The 13,482-nt window shown below is 35.9% G+C and carries 14 protein-coding genes and 3 pseudogenes; 4 read left to right on the top strand and 13 right to left on the bottom strand.

Features of this window, described 5'->3' with window-relative positions:
• Positions 1–394 precede the first annotated feature (394 nt).
• A complete protein-coding gene (locus tag BW980_RS04915; RefSeq protein WP_076453847.1) occupies positions 395–940 on the bottom strand; it encodes a CbrC family protein in 546 nt (181 codons plus the stop codon).
• 188 nt (positions 941–1,128) lie between these two features.
• On the opposite strand from BW980_RS04915, the pseudogene BW980_RS04920 reads away from it, so the two are divergent.
• Positions 1,129–1,362: pseudogene (locus BW980_RS04920) on the top strand (transposase); the annotation flags it as partial.
• A gap of 250 nt (positions 1,363–1,612) precedes the next feature.
• On the opposite strand, the gene BW980_RS04930 reads toward BW980_RS04920, so the two are convergent.
• Positions 1,613–3,079, bottom strand: coding sequence for an agmatine deiminase family protein (locus tag BW980_RS04930; RefSeq protein WP_175609850.1), 1,467 nt, complete (start codon positions 3,077–3,079; stop codon positions 1,613–1,615).
• Between the two features lie 436 nt (positions 3,080–3,515).
• The gene (locus BW980_RS04935; RefSeq protein WP_139327605.1) at positions 3,516–3,968 is read right to left on the bottom strand and encodes a hypothetical protein; all 453 of its coding nucleotides are present in this window, start codon (positions 3,966–3,968) and stop codon (positions 3,516–3,518) included.
• Between the two features lie 259 nt (positions 3,969–4,227).
• Here BW980_RS04935 and BW980_RS04940 point away from each other — a divergent pair.
• Positions 4,228–4,413, top strand: a pseudogene (locus BW980_RS04940) (transposase); the annotation flags it as partial.
• Positions 4,414–4,682: 269 nt separating this feature from the next.
• On the opposite strand, the gene BW980_RS04950 reads toward BW980_RS04940, so the two are convergent.
• Positions 4,683–5,285, bottom strand: a complete 603-nt coding sequence (locus tag BW980_RS04950; protein ID WP_076453853.1) for a hypothetical protein — start codon at positions 5,283–5,285, stop codon at positions 4,683–4,685.
• Positions 5,286–5,907: 622 nt separating this feature from the next.
• Positions 5,908–6,357 carry a carboxypeptidase-like regulatory domain-containing protein gene (locus tag BW980_RS04955; RefSeq protein ID WP_175609851.1) on the bottom strand — a complete coding sequence of 150 codons (450 nt, stop codon included), beginning with the start codon at positions 6,355–6,357 and terminating at the stop codon, positions 5,908–5,910.
• 471 nt (positions 6,358–6,828) lie between these two features.
• On the opposite strand from BW980_RS04955, the gene BW980_RS22510 reads away from it, so the two are divergent.
• Positions 6,829–6,966: a hypothetical protein gene (locus tag BW980_RS22510; RefSeq protein ID WP_175609852.1), complete on the top strand. Its 138-nt coding sequence runs from the start codon at positions 6,829–6,831 to the stop codon at positions 6,964–6,966.
• Between the two features lie 167 nt (positions 6,967–7,133).
• Here BW980_RS22510 and BW980_RS04965 read toward each other — a convergent pair whose 3' ends face one another.
• Both BW980_RS04965 and BW980_RS04970 read right to left on the bottom strand, forming a co-directional pair.
• Positions 7,134–7,745, bottom strand: a complete 612-nt coding sequence (locus tag BW980_RS04965; RefSeq protein WP_076453856.1) for a succinate dehydrogenase/fumarate reductase transmembrane subunit — start codon at positions 7,743–7,745, stop codon at positions 7,134–7,136.
• Between the two features lie 50 nt (positions 7,746–7,795).
• Positions 7,796–8,377, bottom strand: coding sequence for a Crp/Fnr family transcriptional regulator (locus BW980_RS04970; protein WP_076453857.1), 582 nt, complete (start codon positions 8,375–8,377; stop codon positions 7,796–7,798).
• A gap of 328 nt (positions 8,378–8,705) precedes the next feature.
• Between BW980_RS04970 and BW980_RS22265 the strand changes: the two are divergent.
• Positions 8,706–8,891: pseudogene (locus BW980_RS22265) on the top strand (IS1182 family transposase); the annotation flags it as partial.
• A gap of 462 nt (positions 8,892–9,353) precedes the next feature.
• Here BW980_RS22265 and BW980_RS04980 read toward each other — a convergent pair.
• The 6 genes from BW980_RS04980 to BW980_RS23005 all read right to left on the bottom strand — a co-directional run bounded on the left by BW980_RS04980 (position 9,354) and on the right by BW980_RS23005 (position 13,084).
• Entirely contained in the window at positions 9,354–9,857 is a 504-nt protein-coding gene (locus tag BW980_RS04980; protein ID WP_076453859.1) for a hypothetical protein, read from the bottom strand.
• Position 9,858: 1 nt separating this feature from the next.
• The gene (locus BW980_RS04985) at positions 9,859–10,770 is read right to left on the bottom strand and encodes a helix-turn-helix domain-containing protein (RefSeq protein ID WP_076453860.1); all 912 of its coding nucleotides are present in this window, start codon (positions 10,768–10,770) and stop codon (positions 9,859–9,861) included.
• Positions 10,771–10,779: 9 nt separating this feature from the next.
• Complete coding sequence (locus BW980_RS04990; protein WP_076453861.1) at positions 10,780–11,730, bottom strand: SDR family oxidoreductase; 951 nt, start codon at positions 11,728–11,730, stop codon at positions 10,780–10,782.
• A 250-nt stretch (positions 11,731–11,980) separates the two neighbouring features.
• Entirely contained in the window at positions 11,981–12,259 is a 279-nt protein-coding gene (locus BW980_RS04995) for a toxin-antitoxin system YwqK family antitoxin (RefSeq protein WP_083690420.1), read from the bottom strand.
• Positions 12,256–12,651, bottom strand: coding sequence for a VOC family protein (locus BW980_RS05000; protein WP_175609853.1), 396 nt, complete (start codon positions 12,649–12,651; stop codon positions 12,256–12,258). The genes BW980_RS04995 and BW980_RS05000 overlap by 4 nt, the downstream gene beginning before the upstream one ends.
• Before the next feature lie 31 nt (positions 12,652–12,682).
• Positions 12,683–13,084, bottom strand: coding sequence for a helix-turn-helix domain-containing protein (locus BW980_RS23005; RefSeq protein ID WP_076453863.1), 402 nt, complete (start codon positions 13,082–13,084; stop codon positions 12,683–12,685).
• Between the last annotated feature and the right edge of the window lie 398 nt (positions 13,085–13,482).

Raw genomic sequence — 13,482 nt, forward strand, 5'->3', positions numbered from 1 at the left:
GAGGCTATGATTTCATATACATTGTGTGTGCCCAGTATGGGCATCTTTTACGCTACAGAAATGTAGTTAATTAATCTAGAGGGGGCAAGTCCCTTATGCGCAGGAGTAACTTCTGGAAGCATTAGTAAGTCGCAAGGGTGGTAACCGTGAGGTTACATCTGAAGAAAGCGAGTTTTCATTAATTGGGGGACCGATTATAAGAAAATCTGTGGCCTATTCTAAAGTATGGAATAGTTTGAATTGGTGTAAAGAACGATGGGAAAGATGGATTGCGAACCGCCGCATACGGCCCGTCCCGCACCGGCTGCGGGAAGACCCGTATGGCAGGTGGTGTGAGAGGCGCAGTCCGTTCCTAACTAGGGGCGGACCCGTCTACTCGATTGCCAGTAGTTTTTTAATCACAATCTGCGTGTAATCTATGTTTATTACATTTCACACATTTAAATAAGTAACCAACTAAATGTCCATCTTTCGATAAGAGTTTCATTATTGAATCTTTGTCAAATCCAATATTTTGCTCAATATCATCTTTCAGTTCGTCAAGAATCGGTTTAATCGTTTCACTATCTGCGTAACCAATAAATGCACAAGGTTCATTACAATGTGACAACCATTGTTCTTGTTGCCAAGAAGAATAACTTGGTGTTTTTGTGCAAATTTCAGTCAGCATTTCTTTCGGAATAGTTGGTTCTGGGTCATTAGGATTTGGTGAAACTCCTTCAATTCCACAATAATCATTGAATTCTCCGTCATATTTTTCAGAGGCTTTTCCGTTTGCGATACACCAAGGACAAATATATTCTGGTTCGTCAACGCTGTAAAAAGAACTGTTATATTTCAAACTTCTTTTCTCTTCACAAACAGAACAAGTTCCCTCAACTTTATCAAATAAATCTAATTCGTAAGCATTTGGGCTATATTTAAATTTCGGCAATTCCATATGTTAATCGAGTGTTTTTCAAATTACTGGCAACGGTTTGTGTAAGGATAGTTGCGTGATACAGCAACTAACTTACTAAAAAAGCGAGAACCAAGCAATGAATTATATACGGTGTACCTGTTGCACAAGTTAACGAAAAAACCACATAGGATCAAGGCGATCTTAACGTTGCGTTGTTAATTTTGGGTATGCAGGGAAAAAAGGATTATCAAGAAAAACGGTTCGTCCATTTCCAGTTGAGCGAGCGAATCCCCGAGAACAATTTCTACAGGCGGTTAAAGGAGGTTTTGGAACTCCGGTTCCTTTACGGCCTTACCGAAGGCTATTACGGGAACAGCGGCCAAAAGAGCATAGATCCGGTGGTCTTCTTCAAGCTTTGCCTTGTGGGCTATCTGGAGAACATCGTCAGCGACCGCAAGATTACAAGGTAATGCACCTCTCGGCCATAGCCTATAATCTTAAAAAGTACCTGAAGTTCGAACAGAAACGCTCAAAAAGTGGGGCGGGACGGCTTGATTTGGCAGTTTTGGTAAAAAGTACGCTTCAATACTTGTTCGGGACTTGCATAAAGCATCTAAATTTGGTGCCTCGATTCTGGCCCGACATAAAAAAAGCCCCGTAAAGAGGCTTATATGAATCCGTTTTTTTGCTTTTCAATGGCTTGTGCAACGTTTACCTTTGTTGTGCAACGTATTTAAATTCATAATATCCTTTTGGTGCAGTTATAGGTCTTGTTTGAGTTTCTCCAGTATTCGCTTTTACTTCTATATAGTACTCTATTTCCATTCCTTCACTTCCCTCTATAAATTTAGCCTTCCAATGATTGGGGGTGTTATTCATGTCCATTGTTATTCTGTTCCAATTAGTTTGACCTTTTATCCTCCAGTTAAGAAATACTTCTTTTGTAGACAAGCCTTTTTTTCCATAGTCAATAATAGTTGCATAAAGAATAGCTTCTTGGTTTACGTTAATTTCGGGTAAGACTTTTTTAACGGATATAAGTATTTTGTTTTCATCCCATATCGCTTTTGTTCGGCAATGGATGGCATCCTCATACAGCCATCCAGTTTTAACACCTAATTCGTCAAAACCCTCAAAATGATATTTAGATTTAATTGGTTGGTCTTCCAATATATAATCAAATCCTTTGATAGTATATCCAGGCATTATAGACTTCCATGTTTTTAACGCTACAGAATCTTCTTTAATACCAAACAATGGAACATATACATTTTTGTTAAGAATAATCGAATTGGTATATGCTGCTAGATAAGCAGCTTCTTCATCTTCATAATAAACTCCGGTTTTAATCCTATGAATAGTATATGGACGATTATATACTGATTTCAAATTCGATAATTCATTCTTAACAATGTTATCATATATTTTATATGATTTATGGTCTACCGGTGGTTCGGCAACTAAAATGGTTTCTTCATCAATAAGCTTCAGAAGGCAATCAATATGTTGGATGCCCATTTCATCAAAATTTGAAATGATATGATAAGTTGAGAGTCCAAGGATTGAATCGTTTAACCTAAAAAACTCATTATCGCTTACACCACTATATCTATTTTCTGTCAGTAAAGCACAGGTGGAAAACGCGGTACCTAAACCATCAGTTAGCACATTGCCTCCAGTATTTGCAAAGGGAACATCAATTACTTCAAGTCCAATTTTATTTCCAATAGTTACTATTGCTGTATCTACATGAATACTTTTGTAAATATCTCCAGTACTACTACTTATGTGAAATTCAAGTGAATCATTGCAAACCATATCTGTTGATGGGCATCCATATTTATACTGACCATCAGTAATTTTAACTTCTCCTTTATTTGTAAAAACAGCACTTGGCCCCCAATCTCTAGGAGTGACTTCCCAATTCGTTTTTAGATTAATAAAAGTTATGTTTTGATGATTTAACTCCCATTTTTCAAACCATTCTTTGGCTTCAATTTCCCCTTCTTGTCCATCTACATAAAGATAAATGTGCGTGTCCTTTGCCAATTCAATAATGAGTTCTTTAGAAATTACTGGTGGCCATACGAACATTACTCCTTTAACTGGTTCCCACTCAGCTGCTATTCTATTAGTGTCAATTTGTAGGTAATTCTTGCCTTTGAATTTGTTTTCCACTTTCCCATTTTGACAGGAAACTAGAAAAGAATATAATAATATTAAAAGGCTAAATCTTATCATTATTTTTTTTATGTTGTACAATGGTCTAGGCTATGAGTAGTTGCGTGGGTTAGCACTTAACTTTGTAAGTACACACCAAACTGAAAATCCGTGAGGATTTTCAGAAGCAGGCGAGAACAAGCAATTACTTATAGCCAATGTGCCTGTTGCACAAGCATGAATTCCATCAATACCTACTTGTTAGGGTATTTTTTATAAAATATAACTAAATGATATATTGGTTTTTGATCATTTCTGATAATTCAAAAACTATCAATGTATTTCTGATGACGAGTTGCGCAACGGATACCATTGTTAGCAAATGTTTTTTCCGTTCGAGTTAACCCTCTCCATTATTTTTTTAACTCCGCCTGAGTAAAAAGTCCATTAGGGTTTACTGATTTATGAGGATTGTATAAACCCCACTTTCTTCATTCAATTCAAATTCAGCATTTTCAATTCTTATGTCATTATATTCGGTAAACTCACAGCAATCCTCAGAAGTTCTTTCGGCATCAACTATTAAATTTAAAATATCTATACCAGAGACATTAATTAATGCGTCTATTTTTGCAGATTCCCAACCAATTGAGTTCACTTGAATCAAGTTAATATTGTCTTCATCTATAAAATCGAATTCTATATTACTATTATCATCAAGGTTTGTCACCTTAATTTCATTGGAATTAAAGGTCTCGTTGGTAAATAGGTTTTCCTTTGTGGTTTTGTCTACCAATTCAAAAGTGAACCCAACCGGTGGTGTAAGACAAGCTTTATCATTACAATCATCGCAAGAGTGCAATATCATTACAAATACAACAAAGACTATTAAGACTCTATTTTTCATTTTTAAATATTTGCTAACGTGTTTGTGTATGAAAAGATGCGTTTTTGTACGCGAGGATTTTTCCGAAGGAAAATCAGACGTTACAAATGCACAACGACCTTTGATTAAGCGCTAAACCGCAATTATTTTTATACGGTGTACCTGTTGCACAAGTTAACGAAAAAACCAAATAGGATCAAGGCGATCTTAACGTTGCGTTGTTAATTTTAGGTATGCAGGGAAAAAGGAGTACCAAGAAAAACGGTTCGTCCATTTCCAGTTGAGCGAGCGAATCCCCGAGAACAATTTCTACAGGCGGTTAAAGGAGGTTTTGGAACTCCGGTTCCTTTACGGCCTTACCGAAGGCTATTACGGGAACAGCGGCCAAAAGAGCATAGCCCCAGTGGTCTTCTTCAAGCTCTACCTCGTGGGCTATCTGGAGAACATCGTCAGCGACCGCAAGCTTACAAGGTGATGCACCTCTCGGCCATCGCTTATAATCTTAAAAAGTACCTGAAGTTCGAACAGAAACGTGCCAAAAGTGGGGCGGGACGACTTGATTTGGCAGTCTTGGTAAAAAGTGCGCTTCAATACTTGTTCGGGACTTGCATAAAGCATCTAAATTTGGTGCCTCGATTCTGACCCGACATAAAAAAAGCCCCGTAAAGAGGCTTATATGAATCCGTTTTTTTGCTTTTCAATGGCTTGTGCAACGATTACTATTGTTGTAAACAGTTATTTTGCGCATTGATTATACTCTTCTACAATTGCAATTATTTCGTCAGTTGAGGGTTTGTTACTTTTTAATTTATAAACTATAGCGGGGCAATCATTGAAGTATTCAATAGCTCGTTTTCTAAGAGACTTTGAAGGTCTTGCAGTTTTTAAAGGTGTGGCGATTTCCTCCCCTAATCTTTGAGCATAAAATTCATTTAAACTGTGGAAAGATATTATACCAGGGTTGGATGAAGTCATTCCAACGGCCCTTCCATAAAGAGTTACAGGTCCAGTGGTAACTATACAAAATATTTCTTTTTTCTTTTTGGAAACAGGGATGTATTTATAGTATGCTATTTCGGATTCAGAATACTTAAATTTTATTAACTCAACTTGATTTTCATCAAATACTGTTCTATCTCCATTCAATTTATTTTTTACCCTTACCTTAGATTTTCCATTAAAATGTACTAAGTCCTTTGACACCATAGGAATTTTTATCTCCCCAACAATTATTTCCCCATTTTTTAAAATTATTTCCCCATCTGTCCAGGTATATTGTGAAAAGGATAGACAAGTATTAATAGAAAAAATCATGATTAGTAGTGTGTTTTTTGTCATTTTTTTATAATTGTTTACAACGTCTCGGCTATGGCAAGTAGGGCAGGCAAGGAAACTTTTCGTTTCCGTTTGGTCTGCGAGCCAGAGCTTTTTGTTTTGTAATTATTTTTCTTTTTTAATTGCCAACTTAGCGCAGCGATATCACGAATTCCTATTAAAAAATAGAAATCACATGAGTAAATCCAAAAGATTTGGCGGACTTAGCAAATACCCCCATGCCTTTAAATATAGCACTTTATGCCCTATTTGTTATAGCCATTGTGCCTGTTGCACAACCATGAATTCCATTAATACCTACTTGTTAGGTTATTTTGTAAAATATAACTAGCTGATATATTGTCTTTTAATTATTTCTTATAATTCAAAAACTATCAATTTATTCCGGATGACGGGTTGTGCAACGGTTACCATCTTAAGTTTGATTCTCTTTAAATTTATAGTATTAACCAGAGAGAACGAAAGAGCGGATTAAGGTCAAGGGATAGATTGAAAAAGCAGTGATGTCAAAAAAGCCAAGATTTATTTTTAGGTTCTTGGCAAAGAATAATTATGTTTTAAAATTAACCGAGAAAACAGTTGTTTTTTAACTCAGTTCTTTGTTGGCAACAGTATTTTCATTCAATTATTTTGGCCAATTCGGTTCGAACTTTCGAATAACACAAGGTTTTTCGGTTTCAAAAATTCCTTTTTTATAAGCTTGATAGTGCAATTCGGTTAATTTTTCAAATTCTTTTTGCCGAAGTCTGTCAACTTTTCTAGGAGACATAAAATCGTAAGTAGAAGCCAAAAATAAAATTATCTCTAGATTTTCACATTCCGATGGAACTGTAACAACTGCCCATTCATAGCCCACTCCAGCAAAAATCAATTTATTCGTTTCTTTGGGTAGTTTAATTTGGAAATACCCATTCAAGTCAGTTTGTCCGATTTTGATTGTGTCTTTGTCGAATATTGTGATTCCAATGGCACTTTCTGAAAATTGGTCGATAGTTTTTCCTCTTAAAGTCCGTTGTCCAAATACAGAGAAAAAGCAAAAAAAGAATGATATCAAAAATACTGTTTTAATTCTCAAAGTTTTCGGTTTTTCATATTGTTGCCAACGTTTAGTATATGAAAAGTAGCGGGTTTTAAACACTAACTTTCGGTATACAACTGATTTTAATTTTATTATTTATCTTTTGCTTAAGCACTAAAACCGCTATTTTTTATATACGTTGTGTGTGCCCAGTATGGGCATCTTTTACGCTACAGAAATGTAGTTAATTAATCTAGAGGGTGCAAGTCCCTTATGCGCTGGAGTAACTTCTGGCGGCATTAGTAAGTCGCAAGGGTGGTGACCGTGAGGTCACATCTGAAGAAAGCGAGACTACAAAACTCGGTACCGACGAACAGGAACCGTATACGGAGGCATATTTACTTGGGTAAGCAAGCACATCATTGTAACGCCCTAAGATTACAAAAGGGTAATTATGTAGATACGGCGGTTATTGAGCGAAAGAAGGTGTTCTTACCTGGGGAGGTCTCCAAAGCTACGTGTAGCTACATGGAGAAGTCAGCAGAGGCCATAGTACTTACGGGCAACGATCTAGGGCAATACCCTAGAGGTTTCACAGGTAAGGAAGGACCGAACGTAATTCTCTTCAAAATTCGCATAGGAGCACATGTTGTAGCCTATGCCTAAATTAGAAGATAGTGCCAAGGGTGGAAAGAGCCTTGGTTTGATGATTTACGAACCGCCGCATACGGCCCGTTCCGCACCGCCTGTTACGAGACCCGTACGTACGGTGGTGTGAGGGGGGCACTCCGTCATTTAATGGCGGAGCCATCCACTCGATTGTGCGTTCGTTTTTATTTTCCAGTCAGGATATTGTACTCTGCTGGGATTTCCACTCCATTGAATTCATTTGTCAGTCCGTAGAATATTACAATAGTCAATATTATTCCAATAATCAGAATAATGTAGGATTGTTTATTTGGCTCAATTCCGAGCAATTTTTTTTTCATTTTTTTCGAATGGACTACTGATATATGTGCAAAAAATGAAATTATTGCAAGTCCATAATATGGTATGAAAAACAAGTTTAGAGGGAATGTATTTAATCCCGCAACTCCAAAATAAAAGTTGGTATCTAAATTCATAATTAGTCTACCAGATAAAACCGCACTTAAATGTATTAGCAAGAAAATAGCGAGGTAAAGTCCAGTCCAAATTTGTAACCTATCAAAAAAGTCAGATACAGTTTTTCGTTTTTTTAAAAACAATTTTACTCCCGAAATAATTTGAATTCCAACTGCGAAAAGTAATAAGGTTTCAGCAATTATATTTCTATAAATAACTCTAAATTCATTCATTAATTCAATATGAGCTTTCACCCCAAAAAGACTATATAAATGATTAAATAGATGCATTATTATGAAAATAGAAATTGTAATACCAGATATGTAATGGATTCTTTTCATCTTTTTACTACAAAAATAAATTTAAAAGATGGGTTATCATTTGATATAAATCAAACTCCGATTTTACTTTTTCTTATTCTACTTAATGTTTCAAGTGTTATTCCGATATAAGAAGCAATGTGAGTCAACGGTACCTTCTTAGTTATATTAGGTTGAATGGATAAAATGTTTTCATACTTTTCTCCTGCGGAATGAAATTGCATAGATGAAATTCTTTCTTGCTGCCGTAACATTGTTTTTGTAATTATTACTTTGCTCAACCTTTCAAAATCACGGTATTTGTCAGATAGTATTTCAACATCTTTTCTTGATAATTCTAATATTTCGGAATCTTCTAATAGTTCTATATAATGTGGACTCGGAATATTAAGAAAAAAACTATTGATGGAACTAATGAAATCGTTTTCGAAGGCAAACCAGTCAGAAATATCTTTTCCGTCTTTTAAATAGAAAGCTCTTGCACAACCATTTACAATAAAAAATATTTTATCAGAATACTGACCTTCTTTTACTAATTGTTCTCCTTTTTGTAGAGTCAAAACTTTAGAAACACTTAATAATTCTTGTTGACATTCATATGTCAATTTAGAATATGTTTCACTAATTATGTTAATGATTTTCTCTTTACTCATTGGTGTTTGATAATGACGCACAACGGTTAGTATAAGAAACGTAAGTGATTTCGAAGCTCTTACCTGTCAATTTACACTGAGCTAAATTTGCGATTAGACACAAATTTAATGTTTCAAAACAAACCGTCAAATCGCAGATTTGGCGGAGCTGATTAAATGTGCAAATATCCCGTAAACCACTGAGCCACTTATGTTTTTTATACATTGTGCCTGTTGCACAAGTTAACGAAAAAACCACATAGGATCAAGGCGATCTTAACGTTGCGTTGTTAATTTTAGGTATGCAGGGAAAAAGGATTACCAAGAAAAACGGTTCGCCCATTTCCAGTTGAGCGAGCGAATCCCCGAGAACAATTTCTACAGGCGGTTAAAGGAGGTTTTGGAACTCCGGTTCCTTTACGGCCTTACCGAAGGCTATTACGGGAACAGCGGCCAAAAGAGCATAGACCCGGTGGTCTTCTTCAAGCTTTGCCTTGTGGGCTATCAGGAGAACATCATCAGCGACCGCAAGCTTACAGATGCACCTCTCGGCCATAGCCTATAATCTTAAAAAGTACCTGAAGTTCGAACAGAAACGTTCCAAAAGTGGGGCGGGACGGCTTGATTTGGCAGTCTTGGTAAAAAATGCGCTTCAATACTTGTTCGGGACTTGCATAAAACATCTAAATTTGGTGCCTCGATTCTGACCCGACATAAAAAAGCCCCGTAAAGAGGCTTATATGAATCCGTTTTTTTGCTTTTCAATGGCTTGTGCAACGATTACCATCTTAAGTTTGATTCTCTTTAAATTTATAGTATTAACCAGAGAGAACGAAAGAGCGGATTAAGGTCAAGGGATAGATTGAAAAAGCAGTGATGTCAAAAAAGGCAAGATTTATTTTTAGGTTATTGGCAAAGAATAATTATGTTTTAAAATTAACCGAGAAAACAGTTGTTTTTTAACTCAGTTCTTTGTTAGCTGTAGTTATTTTTACATCTATTCTTTTAAGTCAATCATTCTCAATTCTGTATTATAAGATTCAATTCTTGAATATGCTGTGCCGTCAACTATTAGAATGACTGTTAGCATAGCAATGGTTGTAATACTAATTGCTCTCCAAGTTGGCGTGTTAACAAACAGAATTAATAATGCTGCTAAGATAATCATAATTGGAATTACTTTAAAAACAACGGTATACTCCTTTAATGTACTTTCTGTACGTTCTATTTCGGATTGGTAAAAAGCAGCTGCATCAGCATTAAAGTCTTTCTCAAACTGTTTAACTCTTTGAATATTTGTGTAGTTAAGACCACTACCAATAATTAAAAGTAGAATGCCTGCTATTAAAGTCGGAATGAAATAGGCCCTTGCTAAATCTGTTTTGCCTAACTGCCAAAACCCAATACTTGCGATTAAAAATCCAATCGCAAAAAAGATGAAAAAACGTGTTGAGAATACTTCAGCTTTTGCCCACTCTGTGGCTAATTTTAATAGTTCCATTTTAGTTTAGTTTATACTTTTCTCTGTATTCCTTAGGGCTTATACCTTCTTTCTTTTTAAATAATCGTGAGAAATATTGGGGATATTCAAATCCTAATTCATAAGCAACTTCTGAAATACTTTTATTTGGTTGTAATAGTATATTTTTTGCTTTGTCAATGAGATGTAGGTGTAAATGTTCGGTTGTCGTTTTACCTGTTTCTTTTTTTAAAGTGTCACTTAAATAACGTTGCGAAACCGACATTTTATTTGCGATTTCTTCTATACTTGGAATGCCTCTTTCTTCTAATTGTCCAGATTCAAAATATTCAGTTAAATGGTGATTAAATTGCTCTAACAAATTATTTGATATTTCTTTTCTATTTAAAAATTGTCTTTCATAGAAACGATTGGCGTATTTTAGTAAAGTGTCCAACTGCGAAATGATGATATCTTTGCTAAAAGCATCTTGGTTGTTTTGATACTCAATTTCAATATTTTCAACAATGGACTCTATTTGCCTTTCTTCTTTAGGCGAAAGGTGCAAAGCTTCATTTACGGAATATGAGAAGAAACCGTATTTTTTAATTTGTTGAGCCAATTCCGTTCCTTTCAAAAAATCTTCGTGGAAGTTTATTGAAAAGCCTTTTTGCTCAAATACTACGCTATTATCCCATTGCAAAACTTGTCTTGGGGAAATGAAGATTAAAGCTCCATTGGTAAAATCATATTTTGTTCGTCCATAGTTTAAATCTCCCTCCACATATTTTTTAAAACTTATAGAATAACAATCATTAGTTATTGGTGGCGAACTTTTTCTTGGACAAGGTAAATAGCCGTCACCTTTCGAGTTGAACACGCTCAACATAGGATGCTCTGGACGAGGCAATTCTAAATACTCTAAATAGGATGATAAGGTTTTGAAGTGTTTCATTTCACTAATTTAGATATTCCATTTTACACCTGTCTCTTTTTCCGATAGCTCCCACAGTCGTTTAGCTACTGTTTTATCTTTAGCATGTGGTTCTATTTTGTGTGCTCCAACCGGACCAACCCAATTGCTTCTTCCTGTTGGACCGTAAAATCCGCTTTGGTCCAAATTTGGTTCTGTTGCACACATTAATTGCGGATAAGCACCTTTTTCAGCGGATTGCGTTAATGGGGATAATTTCATTAGATTAAAGATGAATTTCATCATAAAACTACCGCTTGTATTTATCAAGTTGGTTCTTGAAGAACCAGGATGACACGCATAGGCTTTAACATCTGTTTTTCCAGCTTCTTTCAATCTATCTTGCAATTCATACATTGACATTATCTGTGCAAGTTTACTTTGGCTGTAAGCATTATTAGGGGTGTAGTCTTTCTCCCAATTCAAGTCATCAAATTTTATCGTTTTGATGCCCATATCATATCCCAAACTTCCAACGGTTACAATTCGACCTTTGGATTTTTCAATAAGTGGGAACAATAAAGCCTGCAATGTCCAATTTCCAAAATAATTCGTTCCCATTTGACTCTCCCAACCGTCAACAGTTAGCGTCTGTTTTGGTACTTGGGCAATTGCTGCATTGCAAATAAGAGCATCTATTTGAGGAACTGTTTTTAATACTTCTTCGGCTGCCTTTTTTACAGATGCTTGTTTAGATAAGTCCATTTGAATATTAATTGCTTCAATGTCTTTACCCAATTCTTGTTTCAATGAAGCAATGGTGTCTTCTGCTTTTTTTGAGTTTCTATTAAGCATTACCACTTTTGCACCTTTTGAAAGAAGAATTTTTGCAGCTTCAAACCCTGTTCCGCTTGTGGTACCTGTTACAACGAATACTTTTCCGTTCAAATCCCCAATTCTGTCAGGTGTCCAACCTTTTTTGCCAAATTTATTTGCTTCCATTGTGGTCTGTTTTTTGTGTAAAAATTATAAGACAAAGGTCGGATGGAAGTAGGTTAAACTCCTTATACGGATTTTCGAATGTTGTATACTTTTTGGTTTGAGTGGTAATTACACACAACGGTCTCGTGTATGAGCAGTAGCGGATTTTAAGCGACACTTTTCGGATCGAAATAAACTTAAATTAAATGGGAAAACGGTTCGAATTAGCACTCAAACCGCTATTGCTTATACACATTGTTGGCGGTAGTGTTTATTTATTTAGCTTATTTCCATTTTCAAAATATTCTTCATATTCAAGTTTACCTTCCTTGTCATACCTCACCCATTTTCCTTCTTTTAAGTTGTCTTTAAAATTACCTACTTGCCAAAGTTGGCCTGATTCCCTAAAAAATTTCCATTCTCCTTGCATTATATCATTTACTGATTTTCCAAATGCTTTTATCTCACCATTTTTAAAGAAATAAGTCAATGTATCCCCATTTTGCTCATAGGTTTTTTGTCCATTTGCGTATTTCTTTTTCTTCATCATATCAATTGAGCGATTTGTATTAGGTTTCCACAAGTGTCATTAAAAACCGCAATTCGTGCAGCTCCCATATCAGTAGGTCTTACAGTAAAATCAACATTTAACTTTGTAAGCCTGTCATACTCCGCCTGTACACTCTCAACATCAAATTGAACACACGGTATTCCTGCGTTAAAAAGTGCATTTTGATAAATTTTAGCTGGTTCAAAATCTTTTGGTGCTGGCTCTAATAAAACTTCAGGACCATCAAGCTGTTCTTTTGAAACCACCGTTAACCACCGATTATCTTCGGTCAATGGAATATCTAATTTCTTTATGAACCCTAATATTTCGGTGTAAAATTTTAGAGCTTTGTCTTGGTTCTGGACAGGAATACTTAATACTCGTACTTTCATAATTATTGATTTTAAATTTAGCTGCAATATCTCAAATCCGATTATGATTTACTTTGTGAAAATTGCTCTTTTGATATTCACTTGGTGTCAATCCTGTTTTTGATTTGAATAATGTGCTAAATGAGCTCGGGGTTTCAAAGCCCACAGAATAACAAGTTTCCGAAACAGACCTTCCCATTTTTAAATAGTTTTTTGATTGTTCAATCCTTTTATCGATTAAGTACTGTTTGGGTGTCTGTCCGTAGTATTTTTTAAAAAGTCGTAAAAGATGAAATTTTGAAGTAAACCTGATGTGCGAGAGTACGTCCAAATTCAATTTTTTGTCAAAGTTGTTCTCAATGTAACTTCGTGTTCCAATTACTGTTTGACTTTGTCCATCATTTGAGTAACAAATTCCTTTAATTCGATTTATTTCTTTTTGATAGAATGTCATTTTTTTTTGATTATAGCTAACGGCCCGGGACTAGGCCCTGCGGATGCGCAGCATACGCGTTAAGGGTCTGGGCTGGGCATCCGTGGGGCTTATCCCTTGTTGTGTTTCGTTTTGCTTCGGGAGGTCCCTACGGTTCTCTGAGGTCGCTCCCTATATTTTTGCGCCGCCCTTCCCGGGCCGTTGTGGCGTATTGAGCGCACCGGGAATCGAAAAAAGGTATGGGTACGGAGTGTTGCCCGTCTTGCTTTTTTCGATGTAGGGACGCGGCCGAAGGCAATTCGCCACAACGTGTTTGTGTATGATTTCGTTGCGTGTTTAAGCACTAAAGTTAGCAAATAAATCACAGATAGAAAGTCCGCGAGGACTTTCGTAAGTAGACTATAACTAGCAATGAATTA

Origin of the sequence: Zobellia uliginosa, from assembly GCF_900156625.1 — a bacterium.
GTDB lineage: Bacteria > Bacteroidota > Bacteroidia > Flavobacteriales > Flavobacteriaceae > Zobellia > Zobellia uliginosa.

Coding starts and splice junctions, on each gene's coding strand:
- BW980_RS04915 (WP_076453847.1), bottom strand. CDS start 940: ATGGAATTGCCGAAATTTAAATATAGCCCAAATGCTTACGAATTAGAT.
- BW980_RS04935 (WP_139327605.1), bottom strand. CDS start 3,968: ATGAAAAATAGAGTCTTAATAGTCTTTGTTGTATTTGTAATGATATTG.
- BW980_RS04950 (WP_076453853.1), bottom strand. CDS start 5,285: ATGACAAAAAACACACTACTAATCATGATTTTTTCTATTAATACTTGT.
- BW980_RS22510 (WP_175609852.1), top strand. CDS start 6,829: ATGGAGAAGTCAGCAGAGGCCATAGTACTTACGGGCAACGATCTAGGG.
- BW980_RS04965 (WP_076453856.1), bottom strand. CDS start 7,745: ATGAAAAGAATCCATTACATATCTGGTATTACAATTTCTATTTTCATA.
- BW980_RS04970 (WP_076453857.1), bottom strand. CDS start 8,377: ATGAGTAAAGAGAAAATCATTAACATAATTAGTGAAACATATTCTAAA.
- BW980_RS04980 (WP_076453859.1), bottom strand. CDS start 9,857: ATGGAACTATTAAAATTAGCCACAGAGTGGGCAAAAGCTGAAGTATTC.
- BW980_RS04985 (WP_076453860.1), bottom strand. CDS start 10,770: ATGAAACACTTCAAAACCTTATCATCCTATTTAGAGTATTTAGAATTG.
- BW980_RS04990 (WP_076453861.1), bottom strand. CDS start 11,730: ATGGAAGCAAATAAATTTGGCAAAAAAGGTTGGACACCTGACAGAATT.
- BW980_RS04995 (WP_083690420.1), bottom strand. CDS start 12,259: ATGATGAAGAAAAAGAAATACGCAAATGGACAAAAAACCTATGAGCAA.
- BW980_RS05000 (WP_175609853.1), bottom strand. CDS start 12,651: ATGAAAGTACGAGTATTAAGTATTCCTGTCCAGAACCAAGACAAAGCT.
- BW980_RS23005 (WP_076453863.1), bottom strand. CDS start 13,084: ATGACATTCTATCAAAAAGAAATAAATCGAATTAAAGGAATTTGTTAC.